Consider the following 15424-nt stretch of genomic DNA (forward strand, 5'->3'; position numbering starts at 1 on the left):
TCATAACCTGAAGGTCACAGGTTCAAATCCTGTCCCCGCAACCAACATCACAACAACAAACCAAAAGCCCCCAACCTCACGGTCGGGGGCTTTTCGCTGTGCCAAGGAGCCCGTCCCATCGCCGAGTCGCCAGACCTCCTCGTTCCTCGTCCGCATCAGGAGGAGGCGGCTCGGACCATCCTTGAGGCGCGGGCCGACAGGAAATCCGGTTTCCTGCTCGGAGACATGACGGGGCTGGGAAAGACCCTGTCGGTGTGGAGCGCCCTGGCGCGCATGCCTGAATCCGAGATCCTCATCGTCTGCCCGAAGGGCGCCATGCCGCAATGGCGGCGGACCATCGCGCAGGCGGGCCTGGCGCCAAAGGCCGTGACGCTCATCAATTACGAGCGCACCAAATCGCTCATGGCTCCCCCGGCCACGAGCACGAAACGGTCGACGCGGGCGAAGAACAACGAACTCGCCAAGCGCGGGGTCCTGAAACGGACCTGGCCCATCGTCGCCTTCGACGAGAGCCACCGCCTGCGCAATCCGACGGCCCAACAGAGCCTGGTCTGCCGCCAGATCGCGGAAGCTGCCACCTTCACGGTCTATCTCAGTGCCACCGCGGGTCAGGCGCCGCACGAACTGTCCTATCTCGGCCGACTCCTCGGGGCTGCCGCCGGCTCGCCCTGCGAGACCCTGGCCGACTTCCGCATCCTCCTGCGAAGCCTCGGCATCGGTGGGGCGAAGGGCCGGTGGGTCAATTGGAGCTGGACCGCCAATGCGCGCGACTGCGCCGTGATGGCGGATCTTCTCTATGGGGGATCGAAGGCCATCGGCCTGCGCCGGCGTCCGGGCGACATCGCCGGTTGGCCCGAGGTGCAGCGTGAGCTCGCCGCCACCGCCCTCGATCCAGCGGCGCGCCGGCTCTACGATGCCAACTGGCGGGAGTTTCGCCGGGCCTGGGGCCTGCTCGGCGGGAGCGGCCGCCGCCCGGCCGGGTGGGCGGCCGATCTGCGCTTTCGGCAGAAGGCCAGCCTTCTGCGCGTCGACGGCACGGCGGATTTCGTCGAGACCTTGCTCGAAGCCGGCCAGGCTGTGGCGATCTCCGTCGCCTTTCTGGAAACGGGCGCCGCCCTCACCGAAATTCTAGCCCGACGCGGCTGGCGTGTGGGCAGCATCGACGGAACGCGGGACGCCGGGACGAACGAGAGCGAACGGGTGGCATTCCAGTCCGGTGCACGCGACGTCATGGTCTTCACCGTCACGGAATCGATCTCGCTCCACCGCAACGAGATGGCGGGGGGCGAGGCGGTGCGTGCCCTCGTCATCCACGACATGCGCCACAGCGCGATCCAGGTCGCACAGATCGAGGGCCGCTGCCATCGCGACGGGGAGCAGGCGACGATCTACTATGCGTTCGCGGAAGCCACGGTGGAGGAAGCCATCGCCGGTACGGTTCTGCGCCGCATGAGAGCCATGGACGCGATGGCCGGCGAGGATACGGCGCTGCTCGATGCGATTGCGGTCCTCATCGAACGGTCCCCCGAGCCTTGCGACCTCTGATCCCTGTTTCCGACCGATGCGAATTCCGAGCGCTTTCGGAGACTGGCTTCGACGATTCCGGCGAAACGTCTTCGGATGAACCCGATCGGCGAACGACGTTGCGGACAAGTCCGCAGGCAGTCGTCGGCCGGGTCGGCTTTCGCCAGAATCGGATTCCACTTTGCCGAGCGATGCCGTAAGGCGAGCCCATGTCAGACTTGGAAGCTCTTCTCGACCGCCTGAAGAATGCTCAGCGCGATCTCATCCTGGACGCTGCGAAAGTCGCCATGTTGCCACCCGACAGCATGTTGCGCCGGATCGCCGATCTGGAGAATACCATCGCGGCCGTCGAGGCGCTCATCGATGAACAGCGTCACGCCCGCGCCTGACCGTCGGGTCCTGGAGACGCCGGACGGTCGCTACATCGTCGTGCGGGGACGGCTCTGGCGACGGGCCCGGCCGGATCTGCCCGCAGATGTCCGCGATCGTCTCGTGCATGGTCTCATGGATGCCCGGCGTGCGGTGAAGGCCGGCCGAAAGGGCGACGACGCGGCCGCCGTCGCGGGCGCCCGAGCGGCCGTCGATCGCGCCAAGCGAGGTCTCGGCGAGCGTGGACCGGTCTGGTGGACGGATGGGGCGCCGGATCTCAACCGCCGCCTCGCGCGCAACACGCCTTACGCGGACTGGTATGCCGGCCAAGATGAGACGGCATAGGGCGGGAGCGGACCGTGGGCATCGTTTTGGTGCAGCCCGGACTGGACCCGGAGCGAGGCATCACCTATATTCCGAGTGCGGTTGATGACCGGTTCATAATAACGTTTCAGGACCCGGAGGGCAGTACTCCGGCGCCTCCACCAAAAGCCCATCGCGGGACATTCCGGTAGCGTTGGGCTTCTGATGGGGGCGAAATAGGATCGACTGGGCGGTAAAGGGATCGCGAGTTCAGTCTCACTTCGGTGGGATACGATGCGACTGTCGGTAAGGTTTCGACCGGTTTGGCGTAGGTAACCCCTATTCCAGGCATCTGACCAAAACTCTAAATGCCAACGATAACGTTGTCATGGATGCCCGCCTCGCGGCGTAAGCATCTTGCGGTAGGGTAACCGTCGAAACAGAACCCGGGGCTTCGGCTCCGGGACCCATCTTTCTCCTTGCAGCCCTGTCAGCATCCGGATCGCACGAAGTGCGGTGCGGTTCTTTCGCGTGCGTGGCGCGACCGGGGGTTCGGTCACGAAAAACGCCCCGCGACGGATCGCGGGGCGTTGTCTTTCACCGAAGCGGCGCGAACCTCAGACGGGGTTCGTCGGGTATGCCCGAACGCGGGTCCGTCCATCGGCAGCGCTCGGAAGTGCGCTCGGATGCGCGGCGGAAGCGGCCTGCGGTGCCGTCCAACCCTCGGCGCGCCAGCCCTGAGCGCGCTCGTCGATGTCGATGGAGCCATGCTCCTCCAGAACGTCCATGACGGTCGCCGAGCGGGTCTCGTCCGCGCGCACCGTCACGAGGGTGCCGCCGCGGCGCACGCCCTCGGAATAGGTGTGCGCATCCGTCTCGCTCAGGCCCGCACCGGTGAGACCACCGGCCAGACCGCCCGCTGCCGCGCCGATGCCGGCACCCGTGAGGGTGGCGACGAGCCAGCCGGCCGCGACGACGGGGCCGACGCCCGGTATGGCGAGGAGACCGAGACCGGTGAGGAGGCCGGCGGCACCGCCCAGGACCGTACCGACGGTCGCGCCGGTACCGGCGCCGGTGGCCGCGCTTTCCGTCGTATCGGTGTGGCCGGTCGTGGTCGCGTGCGTACCGACGCGTCCGCTGTGGCGATCGCCCTCGTTGCTGCCGACGATGCTGATGTCGCTGTGGGGAATGCCCTGCGCTTCGAGCTTGGCGACGGCGGCGCTCGCATCATCGTAATTGTCGTAGAGGGCCGTGATGGTCTGGTGTGCCATGGTGGACTCCTGTTCGGATCGTGAAGGATTGGTCGAGCTCGCGCTTACTGCGCGGCGACGTTGCCCTTGAAATCGACGCCGACCTTGACGGGCTTGCCGTCGAGCATCGCGTTGGCGCGCCAGATGCCCTTCTCGTCCTTGGTCAGACCTTTGACGTCCTTGTACCCGGCTTCCGTGAGGCGGTGATGCGTCTGGGCCTCGGTGAAGCTGTTCGCGCCCTCTTCGAGCTTCGCACCCGTGGCGGCGTGGGCCGTTCCGGGCTTGGTGGCATCGGGCTTGTCGGTGTTCGGCCGGGTCACGGCCTCCTGGCCGCCGGACGTGGCGCTGGACTTGGCGTCGGGGGCGGGAGTTCCGGTCACGGTGGTCTGGGCCAAGGCCGGGCCGGCGCCGAGGACCGTCAGGATAGCGAGGGTTTGCAGGGTCCGGTTCACGGTATTCTCCTTGAGCTGAGGACCCAATCAATCATCGGGATCGCCCAATCGTTCCGCTTGCACAGCGATTGGGTCAGTCTTGATCGCCACGATGCATGCGTTTGACCGGGCGTCGTTCGCCGGCTCACCGTAGCGATCGGGCCTAATCCGACCTGGATACGAAAAACCGTCCCCCGCCGAATGAACCTGATCCTTCCCGATACGGTGGCTTTGCTGTGCCGAGCACCCGAGCGCGGCGTCGGGCGTCCGAGCGGATCAGGATGCGGCGTCCGATCCCTCTGCGTCCTGCGGCGTGGCTTCGTCGCCGGCGAGTCCCGCCGGGTGCTCCACGGGCGGAAACATCTCGGACAGGCCCTGGGCGACGCCGTAGGTCACGGGATCGAAGGCGGCGGCACCGCAATAGAGAAGGGAATTGGTTTCGTTCACGGACCGCTTGCTCCCGGGGCGATCTCTCCCACCGCGGCGATCCATTCGCCGGGAGAGATGAGTTACAGGGACGTTCAAGTCGTCAGATGCCGATCGTTTCCCATGTCCCAATAAAAAGTCGTCGGTGTGGCCTTGCATGCCGCCTCGCGCTCCCGCCTCACGACGGATGCATCGAGGATCTATCGGTGGCGGGAAGAGCTATATCCGGAGTCCGGCCATCGGCACTCCCGACCCGCCGGAGGAATTCGCGCGATCGGCCTCAGACGATCCTAAGCATTCGCGACAAACCCCACGAATCGGTGGGAACTGTTCAGATTGAGGATCCGTTAACGGCTCATCCCAGCGTGCAGCGGGGATTGACAACGAGAGCCGAATTCCCATGACCCGAGCCCGGCCTTTCGTGCGTGGCGCCGCTGCCGCCACCCTCCTCGCCAGCCTGTGCCTCGCCCTGTCGAGGCCCGCCTTCGCGGCCGATGACGGATTGGGCGGCCTGTTCCAACGACTGTTCCAGCCGAGCCCGCCCGCGGCGGTGCAACCCGTGCCCGCACCGGACACCCTGGGCGCGCGTCAGACGGATGTCCGCCGTGCCGCCCGGGCCCTGAACAGGCGGCCACGCCCGATGACGCGCTACGCCGCCCTGCCGAAGGCAGAACCGCTCAAGCTCCACGTCGGCGACCGCCAGGTGCCCCTGGACATGAGCGCGGGTGCCGCCGCCGCGTTCATGAAGGATCCGACCTTGCGACCCGGCGACATCGTCGTTCTGAAGGACGGCGTGAAGGTGTTCACCGGCGATCCGGACAAGCGCCACGCGGCGCGCGATTTCGAGAGCATCGGGCGGTCCGCCTTCATCGACAGGCATACCCGGACGTTGCTCTCCGCCATGGTGATGCCCGCCGGAGCGATCCCGGCCGCGGAAGCCCGGCGAATGACGGCCCAGGCACGCAAGGTTCCGCCGACCGCCGTCGCCCCGGTCCAGGCCGAGACGGCGTCCATGCGCATCATCTCGCCGTGGATCGTCGCGACCTCGAACTGATCGTCAGGCGTCGGCGGCGGCGCGATCGAGGAGCCACGTCACCGGTCCGGCGATGCGGGCCGCCGGCAGGTCTTCACCATCGGCGAGGCGCTCGAGCGGTCGTCGCTTGGACGCCCCCGTGACCAACACCAGAACATGCCGCGCGGATGCGAGGGCCGGGAAGGTCAGGGTAATCCGGGGAACGAACGGGGCGAAGCCCGCCTCCGGCACCGGAGCGACCCAGGCGCCGCTTTCCTCGACGGCCGGTTTGCCCGGGAACAGCGAAGCGGTGTGCCCATCCTCGCCGAGGCCGAGGAGAACGAGGTCGAACAGGGGGCGGTCGGGATCGAGGGTCTCGGCTCCGTAGAACGCCTTCAGTACCGATTCATAGGCGGCGGCGTCGGCCTCCAAGGCACCCCCCGTGGGGATGGGATGGAGGTGCCCGGGCGGGATCGGCGCATCCCCGAATGCGTCCTGGGCGGCGCGGACATTGCTCTCCGGATCGTCCCACGGCACGTGCCGGTCGTCCCCGAAGAACCAGTGCAGGCGCGCCCAGGGGAGGGCGTCCGCATACTCGGGGCGAGCCAACAGGGCGTAGAGGCGCTTCGGCGTCGAACCGCCCGAGAGGCAGACGGCGATGGCCCCCTCGGGCGATGCTTCGCAGAGGGCGACGAACCGGTCCGCCGCCGCCCGTGCCACGGCGTCCGCATCGGCGAGAAGGTCTGCATCGTCGGGCAGGGGGATCATCGCGGCTCCTCGTTTCGGAAGGTCTCGGCGCGTCGATCGAAGGGGATGCGGTGCGGCCCCTATTTCGGCTCCTGGTGTCCGCCGAACCCCTTGCGCATGGCGGACAGCAGCTTGTCGGCGTAGCTCGCATCCTCGCGGGAGCGGAAGCGGGCGTAGAGGGCCGCCGAGAGGACGTTGGCGGGCACGGATTCCTCGATGGCCGCATTGAGGGTCCAGCGACCTTCACCGGAATCGGCAACGAAGCCCGAGAAGTTCGACAGGCTCTCGTCACCCGCGAGTGCCCCGGCCGTGAGGTCGAGGAGCCAGGACGAGACGACGCTGCCGCGGCGCCACACCTCGGCGATGTCGCCGATGTTGAGGTCGAAGCGCTGGCCCTCGGGGAGGTCCGTCGAGTTCGCATGCTTGAGGATGTCGAAGCCCTCGGCATAGGCCTGCATCAGGCCGTACTCGATGCCGTTGTGGATCATCTTGACGAAGTGGCCGGCGCCGCTCGGGCCCGCATGGATGTAGCCGTCCTCGGCGCGGGCATCGCGCCCCTCGCGGCCGGGGGTCTTCGGGATGGTGCCGGGGCCCGGCGCCAAGGTCTTGAAGATCGGGTCGAGGCGCGCGACGGCCGCGGCGTCGCCGCCGATCATCATGCAATAGCCGCGCTCCAGGCCCCAGACGCCGCCGGAGGTGCCGACATCGACGTAATGGATGCCCTTCGGCTTCAGTTCGGCGGCGCGGCGGATGTCGTCCTTGTAGAACGAATTGCCGCCGTCGATGATCACGTCGTCGGCGGCCATGAGGCCGGCGAGGGTGGCGACCGTGCCCTCCGTGACGGCGCCGGCCGGCAGCATCACCCAGGCGGTGCGCGGCCCATCGAGCTTGCCGACGAACTCTTCCAGGCTCGCCGCGCCGGTAGCGCCTTCGGCGACGAGGGCCGCCACGGCCTCCGGACTCTGGTCGAACACCACGGCCGTGTGCCCGTCGCGCAGCAGCCGGCGGACGATGTTTCCGCCCATCCGGCCGAGGCCGATCATGCCGAGTTGCATGGGTGATCTCCGTCGCGTGAGGAACGCGGGGCGCCGAGGCCCCGCGCCGAAACAACCAATAGAAGGCTCTTCATCACCGGCGCCGTCATTCCGGGGCGCCAGAGGCGGACCCGGAATGACGCAGCGCTGGAACGTCGAACTGCCCGCCCTACGCCAAAGCCGCCTTCAGCGCGGCGGCGATGCGCTTCAGGCCGGCCTCGACCTCGCCGCCCCTGATGTGGACGCGCAGGGCCCGCCGGCCGCGTTCGGCGAGCACCGAAAAATCACCACGCGCCTGGGCGGCCACCACGGTGCCGAAACCGAGTTTACGGCCCGGGATCGACAGGTCCTCCGAGGGATCCGCGGTGATCTGCAGGAAGACGCCGGTGTCGGGCCCGCCCTTGTAGGCCTGGCCCGTGGAGTGAAGGAAGCGCGGGCCGAATTCGAGGCAGGTGGCGAGCCGGGTCTTGTCGCGCAGCGCGACGCGGGCATCCTGCAGGATCGCGTGATGCTTCGGGTTGCGCGCCACGTAGGCGAGCAGGGCGACGTAATCGCCGGCCTTGGTGCGGGCGAGGTGCGCCTTCAACGCCGCGTCGAGACCTTCGCCGGCCTGGGGCAGGGCTTCGGCGTTCTTCGCATCGGCGTAGAGCGCGAGGGTGTCGTCGGAGAAGAGCGGCGTCTCTGCGGGCAGGGACCCGCTCGCCTCGGCGGCGTCGAACAGCTTCTTCGTCTCGATCTTGCTCGCTTCCACGTCGGGCTGGTCGAACGGATTGATGCCCAGCATCGCGCCGGCCACCGCCGTGGCGATCTCGAAGCGGAAGAACTCCTGCGGCAGTTGCTCCTCGTTCGCCAGGGTGATGTGGACGACGGGATGGCCCTCGCGCTCGAGGTTGCGCACGGCCTCGTCCTGACGGGCGTCGGCCCGGCTGTCGAGGCGCAGGTACACGAAGATCCGGTCGAGGCCGTAGACGGCCGGCACGTCGACGGGCTCGCCGTCGATGGGGATCAGGCCCTTGCCGTCCTTGCCGGTGGATTCGGCGATGAGCTGCTCGGCCCAGGCGCCGAAGGTGTCGATCCCCGGGGAGGCGATGAACGTGACCTTGTCGCGCCCGGCTGCGAGCGCGGCGGCCCCGAGCGCCGTTCCGAGGAGGACGCCGGGGTTCTGCGCCGGCGGCACGGCCGGTCCGCAGGAGCGGACCATGGTGCGGGCGGTGTCGAGGAACGCCTTCACGTTGATGCCGGAAGCCGCCGCCGGCACGAGGCCGAAGGCCGAGAGCACGGAGTAGCGTCCGCCGATCTGCTTCACGCCGTAGAAGATCTTGCGGAAGTTGTCGGCCTTGGCCGCCGCCTCCATGGCCGAGCCGGGATCGGTCACGGCGACGAAATGCGCTCCGGCGCGCTCGCCCACCGCCGCCTTCATCCGGCCGAGGAAGTAGTCGCGGAAGACGTTGGGCTCCAGGGTGGAGCCGGACTTCGAGGCGACGATGAACAGCGTCGTCTCGAGGGTGATCGCGGCCTCGGTCTCGCGCACCTGATCCGGGTCGGTGGAATCGAGGATGCGTAAGCGTGGGAAGCTCTCGCGTGTGCCGTAGGTCTCGGCCAGCACCTCGGGGCCGAGGCTCGACCCGCCCATGCCGAGCACCACCACGTCGGTGAAGCCGGTCTGGCGCACGTCGTCGGCGAAGGCGGCGTAGTCGGAGACGCGGGCGAGCTCGTCCTCGACGATGCGCAGCCAGCCGAGCCAGGTGTCCTCGTCGGCATTCGACCACACGGTCTTGTCGTGGGCCCACAGGCGGCGGATGGCGCCGGACGCGCGCCAGGCTTCCACGGCCTTCTTGGCTTCCGCCGCGATGGGCTCGGGGAGCACCAGGGTCTGGCCGTCGAGCTTGGGCCCGAGGAAGTCGATGCGCTTGCCCGCGACCGCGCCGAGGAGCTTGTCTGCGGCGTCGATGAAGAGCTGCACGCCCTCGTCCACGAGCTGGTCGCCGACCGTCTCGATGTCGATGCCGGCACGGGCCAAACCGTCCATCACGGCCTTGGCCCCAGGAACGTCGGTCTCGATGGCGGCCTTCACGGTGCCGTGATCGCGAAAGGCGTCCATGGTGGCCGGCGGCATGGTGTTGACGGTGTCGGGGCCGATGAGCTCCTCGACGTAGAGCACGTCGGAATAGGCCTTGTTCTTCACGCCCGTCGACGCCCACAGCAGGCGCTGCGCCTTCGCGCCCCTGGCAGCGAGGCCCTGCCATTTCGGCTCGGCGAAGACCGCCTTGTAGCGCTGGTAGGCGAGCTTGGCGTTGGCGATGGCGACCTTGCCCTTGAGAGCCTCCAACGCGGCCTTCTCATCCGCGCCTTCCGTGGCGGCGATCCTGTCGTCGAGGGCCTTGTCGACGGCCACATCGATGCGGCTGATGAAGAAGCTCGCGACGCTCGCCACCTTCGAGACGTCGCCGCCCTTGGCGCCGAATTCCTCCAGGCCGTCGATGAAGGCGCGGGCCACGGCCTCGTAGGTCTCCACCGAGAACAGCAGGGTGACGTTGATGCTGATGCCGTCGGCGGTCAGCGCCCGGATCGCCGGGATGCCCTCACGGGTCGCCGGCACCTTCACCATCAGGTTGTCGCGCGCCACCGTCTTGTGGAGCCGCCGGGCCTCGGCCAGGGTCTCGTCGGTGTCGAGGGCGAGGTAGGGCGAGACCTCGAGGCTGACGTAGCCGTCGGCCCCGTCGCTCGCCTCGTAGACCGGCCGAAGCACGTCGGCCGCCGCCTGGATGTCGGCGATGGCGCAGCCCTCGTAGAGGTCGATGACCCGGGCGTCCCCCTGGTCCATCACCGATTTGAGGGCGGCATCGTATTCCTGCGAGCCGCCGATGGCCTTCTCGAAGATCGACGGGTTCGAGGTCACGCCGCGCAGGCCGTCCTCGTCCACCAGGGCCTTGAGCTTGCCGTCGAGGACGAACCCGCGGGCGACGAAGTCGAGCCACACGGCCTGGCCCTGTTCGGGGAAGAGAGCCTTGAGCGGATTCATGGAAACTCCTCGTCGTCCGTCGCGGTGCGTGGCGCTCACGCGGGGGAGCGCCGTTCAGCAATCGTGTCGGGATGCGCGCCCCTCCAACGAGGGGAGCGCATCCCACCTTCGAGAAACCCCCGAACCCTACTTCTTGTGCCGCGCGATCTGGTCGCGTGCGGCCTGAAGCACCTTCTCGGGGGTGAAGCCGAACTTGGCCTGCAGGTCCTTGATCGGCGCCGAGGAGCCGAAGGTGTGCATGCCGATGATCGTGCCGGCGGAACCGGCGTAGCGGTCCCAGCCGATGACCGAGCCCTGCTCGACGGCGACCCGCGCCAGCACGTCCGGGATGAGGACGGAGTTGCGGTAGGCCTCGTCCTGGCGCTCGAACAGGTCCCAGGAAGGCATCGAGACCACGCGGGCCTTCACGCCCTCGGCCTTGAGGGCCTCGTAGGCGCCGACGCAGAGTTGCACCTCGGAACCGGTGCCGATGAGGATCACGTCGGGCGTGCCTTCACAGTCGGCGAGCACGTAGGCGCCCTTGGCGGTTCCGGCGGCGCTCGCATACTGCGAGCGGTCGAGGGTCGGCAGGGGCTGGCGGGAGAGGGCCAGCACCGCCGGCTGGTTCTTCAAGCCCATGATCACCCGGTAGGCTTCCGCGACCTCGTTGGCGTCGGCCGGGCGCAGGGTGACGAGGCCCGGGATCGCCCGCAGGGTGAGGAGCTGCTCCACCGGCTGGTGGGTCGGCCCGTCCTCGCCGACCCCGATGGAATCGTGGGTGAAGACGTGGAAGACCGGCAGCTCCATCAGGGCCGCGAGGCGGATGGGCGGGCGCATGTAGTCGGCGAAGACCAGGAAGGTGGCGCCGTAGGCGCGCAGGCCGACGAGGCCGAGGCCGTTGACGATGGACCCCATCGCATGCTCGCGCACGCCGAAATGGATGTTGCGGCCGCCCGGCTCGAACGGCGTCAGGGTGCCGGCGCCCTCGAATTCGAGCTTGGTCTTGTTGGACGGGGCGAGATCGGCCGAACCGCCGAGCAGGTGGGGCACGTTCTTCGCGATCGCGTTGAGGACCTTGCCCGACGATTCGCGCGTCGCCATGCCCTTGGCGTCGGCCGGGAAGACCGGGATGTCGCGGTCCCAGCCCGCGGGCAGGCGGCCGGCGTGCAGGGCGTCGATCTCCTCGGCCAGCGCCGGCTCGGCGGCCTTGGCCTCCCCCATGAACCGCTCCCAGTCGGCGAAGAGCGCCGCGCCGCGCTCGCCGATGCCGGCCTGGAAGTTTTCGCGCACCCCCTCGGGCACGAGGAACTGCGCGTCCTCGGGCCAGCCATAGGCGCGCTTGGCTCCCCGGGCCTCCTCCTCGCCCAGCGCGTCGGAATGGGCCTTGGAGGTGTTCTGCTTCTTCGGGGCGCCGAAGCCGATGATCGAGTTGACGACGATGAGCGTCGGCCGGTCGCTGGATTGGAGGAAGGTCTCCAGGGCCCCCGAGATCGCGTGGACGTCGTTGGCGTCGGCCACCCGCAGCACCTGCCAGCCGTAGCCGAGGAAGCGTGTCGCGACCTCCTCGGAGAAGGCCAGTTCCGTATGCCCCTCGATGGTGATGGTGTTGTTGTCGTAGATCCAGCACAGGTTCGACAGGCGCAGGTGCCCGGCGATGGAGGCGGCCTCGGAAGCGACGCCCTCCATCAGGTCGCCGTCCGAGCAGATCGCGTAGACGTTGAAGTCGAACAGCGGCAGGTCGGGCCGGTTCAGGGTCTCGCCGAGGAAGCGCCCGCCCATGGCCATGCCGACGGAATTGGCGACCCCCTGGCCGAGCGGCCCGGTGGTGGTCTCGACGCCGGTGGTGAAGTGGTATTCCGGGTGGCCCGGCGTCTTGCTGTCGAGCTGGCGGAAGTTCTTGATGTCGTCGAGGGACACCGCCGGCTCGTTGCCGCCGTCGGTCTGGGCGACGCCGGCGAGATGCAGCAGGCCGTAGAGCAGCATCGAGGCGTGGCCCGCCGAGAGCACGAAGCGGTCGCGGTTGGGCCAGTGCGGATGCGCCGGATCGTAGCGCAGGTACCGGTTCCACAGGGTGTAGGCCACGGGCGCGAGCGCCATCGGGGCGCCGGCATGACCGGAATTCGCCTTCTGCACGGCATCGATGGCGAGGGTGCGCAGGGTATCGATGCTGAGCTTGTCGATGGGGCTCAGGGCCTCGCTCGGCTTGGTGTCGGCTCCGCTCATGATCTCACGTCTTCCTTCGTGTCGCCTGGGCCGCCCGCGCCGCGGATCCGGCCCTCGTCCCGTGGGGGGTCGCCGACGCGACGCCGGACCCGCCCACCTCGATTCCCATAGTGCCGGCCGTCAGGCCGACATCTCGACCGCCTTGATTTCGTCGACCTTGGGTTGGTCGACCTTGGCCTCGCCGGCCTCGTCCCCCTGGAAGCATGCCCCCTCGGACCCGGTTCCATCCTCCGCGCCCGCGCTGCGTTCCCGGGCCGGCCCGTTGGCGCGGCTGTAGTTCAGGATGGTGTTCACCAATGTGACGTGGCTGAACGCCTGTGGGAAGTTGCCGACGAGGCGCTTGGCCTTCACGTCGTACTCTTCCGAGACGAGGCCGACGTCGTTGCAGACGCCGATGAGTTTCTCGATCAGGGCCCTGGCTTCCTCGCAGCGGCCGAGCCCGATGAGGTTGTCGGCGTACCAGAAGCTGCACGGCAGGAAGGCGCCCTCGTCGCCCGGCAGGCCGTCCGTGGTCTGGTCCTCGGTGTCGTAGCGCAGCACGAACCCGTCGCGCATCAGGGTCCGGCCGATGGCCTCGACGGTGCCGACGACGCGCGGATCGTGCTGGGGCAGGAACCCCATATGGGCGATGAGCAGCAGGCTCGCGTCGAGGCGCTTCGAACCGTAGGACTGCACGAAGCTGTTCAGCTCCGTGTCGAAGCCCTTCTCGCAGACCTCGGCGTGGATCTGGTCGCGGATCTCGCGCCAGCGCTCCACCGGCGCCCCTGGGCGGGTTTCGCCCTCTTCCTGGGAGCGGATCGCCCGGTCGAAGGCCACCCAGGCCATCACCTTGGAATGGACGAAGTGCCGACGCCCGCCGCGCACCTCCCAGATGCCCTCGTCCGGCGTGCTCCAGACCTTCTCGAGGTGGCGCAGGAGCGCCAGGCCGACGCGCCAGCCATCGGCATCGCCGAGCAGGCCGCGCTGGCGCGCCTGATAAAGGGCGTCGAAGATCTCGCCGTAGACATCGAGTTGGAACTGCTCGACGGCCGCGTTGCCGATGCGCACGGGCTTCGAGTTCTCGTAGCCGGGCAACCAGTCGAGTTCGATCTCCGGCAGCATGCGCTCGCCGGCGATGCCGTAGAGGATGTGGGCCTGCTCGGGGTTGCCGGCCACCGCCCGCACGAGCCAGTCGCGCCAGGCGCGGGCCTCGTCGAGGTAGCCGCCATCCATCATCGCGATGAGGGTGAAGGTGGAATCGCGGAGCCAGCAGAACCGGTAATCCCAGTTGCGCACGCCGCCGAGGTCTTCCGGCAGGGAGGTGGTGGGCGCGGCGACGATGCCGCCGGTGGGATGGTAGATCAGCGCCTTCAGGGTCAGCAGCGAGCGCTGCAGCATGGCGTCCCACGGCGTGCCGCGGGCGCAGCGGTTCGACCAGTCGCGCCAGTGGCGATCGGTCTCGAACAGCACCTTGCGCGGCTGCACCGGCGGGGGGTCGTCCTCGTGGGAGGGGCCGTAGCTCAAGGTGAAGGCGACGCTCTCGCCCGCCGCCACGGTGAAATCGGCCGCCGTGGTCTGGCCCTCGCCGTGGAGCGACACGAGGGTGCGCAGGACCACCTTGTGCGGCCCCGAGATGGCGCGCAGGTCCCCGAGCTCGTTGTGCGACACCCACGGCACGGCCAAGCCGTAATCGAACCGCACGGCGAGATGCATCCGCATGGCGACGTCGCCGCGCAGTCCCTCGACGATGCGCACGAGGTGCGAGCCGTCGTTGGCCGGCATGTAGTCGGTCACCCGGACGCATCCGGCCTCGGTCTCGTGTTCGGTCTCGAGGACGAGGCTGCCGGTCCGGTACTGCCGCGAGGTCTTCGCCGCCGGGTCGGCGGGGCCGAGCTTCCAGAAGCCGTGATCCTCGGTGCCCAGGAGGGCGGCGAAGCAGGCGGCGGAATCGAACCGGGGCCAGCACAGCCAGTCGACGCTGCCGTCGCGCCCGATCAGGGCAGCGGTGCGGCCGTCACCGACGAGCGCGTAATCCTCGATCCGTCCCGCCATTCACGCCCTCGTCGCGGCCACCTCTCGATGGGCCCCGCCGCGTGGCGCCGCACCATCGATGGCGTCCACCTAGTCCCCCGAGGGGGCAGGGTCCAGGGTCCATTCGGCGATTGCCCGAAGCCGGGCGGCGAAACCGGGGTGAAACCGGACTGCGTTCAGCGCAGGGTCCCGACGAAGTCCACCACCGCGCCGCCCAGCGCAGAGGCCTGCGTGCGCGCCGCAGCGCCCTGAACGCCGACGAAATCGCGAGCCCGGCCCACGGCCCGGATCGCCGGGGCGAAGGGCAGGGCGAGATCGGGCAGGAGGCCGCCCGCCTCGACGGGCACCTCCGCCTGCGCCACGGTCCCGACCGGATCGGCGTGCTGCGCCGCAGCGGGGGCGGCAATGGCCTTGGCGGGGGCGGGCCGACGCAGGGCGGCGACACGGGGCCCGGAGGGCCGGTGCTGCGCGACGGCGGGCGCCGCGACGGTGCCTTGTACCGGAGGGGTGCCTTGTACCGGAGCGGCGACGTGCGCCGCCACCATCAGGGGGAACTGGCGCGGAAAGGTGAGGGCGGCGGGCACGAAGGGCGTCGCGGGAACGGCCTCGGACACCAGGGTCGCGGGCGCCGAAGCGATCCGCGCCGCGAGGGTCGTGGGGGCCGGGGCGGGCACCTCCGGTTCGCGGCAGAACAGCGAGGCCGCGCCGAGCACGAGGGCCATGACGAGGGTGGGGAGCAGGGGCGGGGTGACGCCGGAGGTCGCATCCATGGCGAGGCCGTCATTGGCACACCCGCACTGGCTTCGCTCCGTCATGCCGGCGTCCTCGCAATCCATCGTCTTCGAAACCCCATTAGCGGCGCCGTTTACGGCGGAAGCTGGGCTATTTCCTTTCGCAAAGGTAAACCACGCCGGGCGCGATGCATCCCGCTCCCCGCTGCTTCGGGCCGAGGCCGTTGCCGACACGACGAACCGCCCGTGCCCAAAACCTCGCCTTGCCGAGAATCGTGAGGCCGTGCGATCAGCGGAAGGGCGGCCTTCCCCCAATGTCGGACCCCGCGCCCTTCGCTTCGGACACCCAGCCCCGCTTTCGGA

13 protein-coding genes and 1 other RNA gene are annotated in these 15424 nt (G+C 68.9%); 4 read left to right on the top strand and 10 right to left on the bottom strand.

The features are described 5' to 3' along the window. The first annotated feature begins 117 nt into the window (after positions 1-117). On the top strand, positions 118-1545 hold the full coding sequence (locus ASG60_RS04970) for a DEAD/DEAH box helicase family protein (RefSeq protein WP_056384408.1): 1428 nt from the start codon (positions 118-120) through the stop codon (positions 1543-1545). Between the two features lie 191 nt (positions 1546-1736). Here ASG60_RS04970 and ASG60_RS22490 read toward each other — a convergent pair whose 3' ends face one another. Continuing rightward, positions 1737-1901, bottom strand: a complete 165-nt coding sequence (locus tag ASG60_RS22490) for a hypothetical protein (RefSeq protein ID WP_156398795.1) — start codon at positions 1899-1901, stop codon at positions 1737-1739. On the opposite strand from ASG60_RS22490, the gene ASG60_RS04980 reads away from it, so the two are divergent. After that, positions 1888-2238 carry a hypothetical protein gene (locus ASG60_RS04980; RefSeq protein ID WP_056384409.1) on the top strand — a complete coding sequence of 117 codons (351 nt, stop codon included), beginning with the start codon at positions 1888-1890 and terminating at the stop codon, positions 2236-2238. The two genes, ASG60_RS22490 and ASG60_RS04980, sit on opposite strands and share 14 nt — an antisense overlap. A gap of 38 nt (positions 2239-2276) precedes the next feature. Next, positions 2277-2650, top strand: a transfer-messenger RNA (tmRNA) gene (gene ssrA, locus ASG60_RS21800). A 163-nt stretch (positions 2651-2813) separates the two neighbouring features. On the opposite strand, the gene ASG60_RS04985 is transcribed toward ssrA, so the two are convergent. The 3 genes from ASG60_RS04985 to ASG60_RS22495 all read right to left on the bottom strand — a co-directional run bounded on the left by ASG60_RS04985 (position 2814) and on the right by ASG60_RS22495 (position 4324). Next, positions 2814-3467, bottom strand: coding sequence for a general stress protein (locus ASG60_RS04985; protein WP_056359902.1), 654 nt, complete (start codon positions 3465-3467; stop codon positions 2814-2816). A 44-nt stretch (positions 3468-3511) separates the two neighbouring features. After that, positions 3512-3898, bottom strand: coding sequence for a hypothetical protein (locus ASG60_RS04990; protein WP_056168604.1), 387 nt, complete (start codon positions 3896-3898; stop codon positions 3512-3514). Between the two features lie 255 nt (positions 3899-4153). After that, positions 4154-4324 carry a hypothetical protein gene (locus tag ASG60_RS22495; protein ID WP_156398796.1) on the bottom strand — a complete coding sequence of 57 codons (171 nt, stop codon included), beginning with the start codon at positions 4322-4324 and terminating at the stop codon, positions 4154-4156. Between the two features lie 379 nt (positions 4325-4703). On the opposite strand from ASG60_RS22495, the gene ASG60_RS04995 reads away from it, so the two are divergent. Then, entirely contained in the window at positions 4704-5357 is a 654-nt protein-coding gene (locus tag ASG60_RS04995) for a hypothetical protein (protein WP_082531617.1), read from the top strand. A gap of 3 nt (positions 5358-5360) precedes the next feature. Here ASG60_RS04995 and pgl read toward each other — a convergent pair whose 3' ends face one another. The 6 genes from pgl to ASG60_RS05025 all read right to left on the bottom strand — a co-directional run bounded on the left by pgl (position 5361) and on the right by ASG60_RS05025 (position 15145). Continuing rightward, positions 5361-6083, bottom strand: a complete 723-nt coding sequence (gene pgl, locus ASG60_RS05000) for a 6-phosphogluconolactonase (RefSeq protein ID WP_056384410.1) — start codon at positions 6081-6083, stop codon at positions 5361-5363. A gap of 59 nt (positions 6084-6142) precedes the next feature. Further along, the gene (gene gnd / locus ASG60_RS05005; RefSeq protein ID WP_056304721.1) at positions 6143-7117 is read right to left on the bottom strand and encodes a phosphogluconate dehydrogenase (NAD(+)-dependent, decarboxylating); all 975 of its coding nucleotides are present in this window, start codon (positions 7115-7117) and stop codon (positions 6143-6145) included. Positions 7118-7265: 148 nt separating this feature from the next. Next, positions 7266-10118: a bifunctional transaldolase/phosoglucose isomerase gene (locus ASG60_RS05010; RefSeq protein WP_056384411.1), complete on the bottom strand. Its 2853-nt coding sequence runs from the start codon at positions 10116-10118 to the stop codon at positions 7266-7268. 126 nt (positions 10119-10244) lie between these two features. Further along, entirely contained in the window at positions 10245-12320 is a 2076-nt protein-coding gene (gene tkt / locus ASG60_RS05015; RefSeq protein WP_056384412.1) for a transketolase, read from the bottom strand. A 120-nt stretch (positions 12321-12440) separates the two neighbouring features. After that, complete coding sequence (locus ASG60_RS05020) at positions 12441-14351, bottom strand: glycoside hydrolase family 15 protein (RefSeq protein ID WP_082531618.1); 1911 nt, start codon at positions 14349-14351, stop codon at positions 12441-12443. Positions 14352-14506: 155 nt separating this feature from the next. Beyond that, positions 14507-15145 carry a hypothetical protein gene (locus tag ASG60_RS05025; RefSeq protein ID WP_156398797.1) on the bottom strand — a complete coding sequence of 213 codons (639 nt, stop codon included), beginning with the start codon at positions 15143-15145 and terminating at the stop codon, positions 14507-14509. Positions 15146-15424: the final 279 nt, after the last annotated feature.

It is taken from the genome of Methylobacterium sp. Leaf469 (assembly GCF_001424745.1).
Classification (GTDB): domain Bacteria; phylum Pseudomonadota; class Alphaproteobacteria; order Rhizobiales; family Beijerinckiaceae; genus Methylobacterium.

Coding starts and splice junctions, on each gene's coding strand:
- ASG60_RS05025 (WP_156398797.1), bottom strand. CDS start 15,145: ATGACGGAGCGAAGCCAGTGCGGGTGTGCCAATGACGGCCTCGCCATG.
- ASG60_RS04985 (WP_056359902.1), bottom strand. CDS start 3,467: ATGGCACACCAGACCATCACGGCCCTCTACGACAATTACGATGATGCG.
- ASG60_RS05020 (WP_082531618.1), bottom strand. CDS start 14,351: ATGGCGGGACGGATCGAGGATTACGCGCTCGTCGGTGACGGCCGCACC.
- pgl (WP_056384410.1), bottom strand. CDS start 6,083: ATGATCCCCCTGCCCGACGATGCAGACCTTCTCGCCGATGCGGACGCC.
- ASG60_RS04995 (WP_082531617.1), top strand. CDS start 4,704: ATGACCCGAGCCCGGCCTTTCGTGCGTGGCGCCGCTGCCGCCACCCTC.
- ASG60_RS04980 (WP_056384409.1), top strand. CDS start 1,888: ATGAACAGCGTCACGCCCGCGCCTGACCGTCGGGTCCTGGAGACGCCG.
- gnd (WP_056304721.1), bottom strand. CDS start 7,117: ATGCAACTCGGCATGATCGGCCTCGGCCGGATGGGCGGAAACATCGTC.
- ASG60_RS05010 (WP_056384411.1), bottom strand. CDS start 10,118: ATGAATCCGCTCAAGGCTCTCTTCCCCGAACAGGGCCAGGCCGTGTGG.
- tkt (WP_056384412.1), bottom strand. CDS start 12,320: ATGAGCGGAGCCGACACCAAGCCGAGCGAGGCCCTGAGCCCCATCGAC.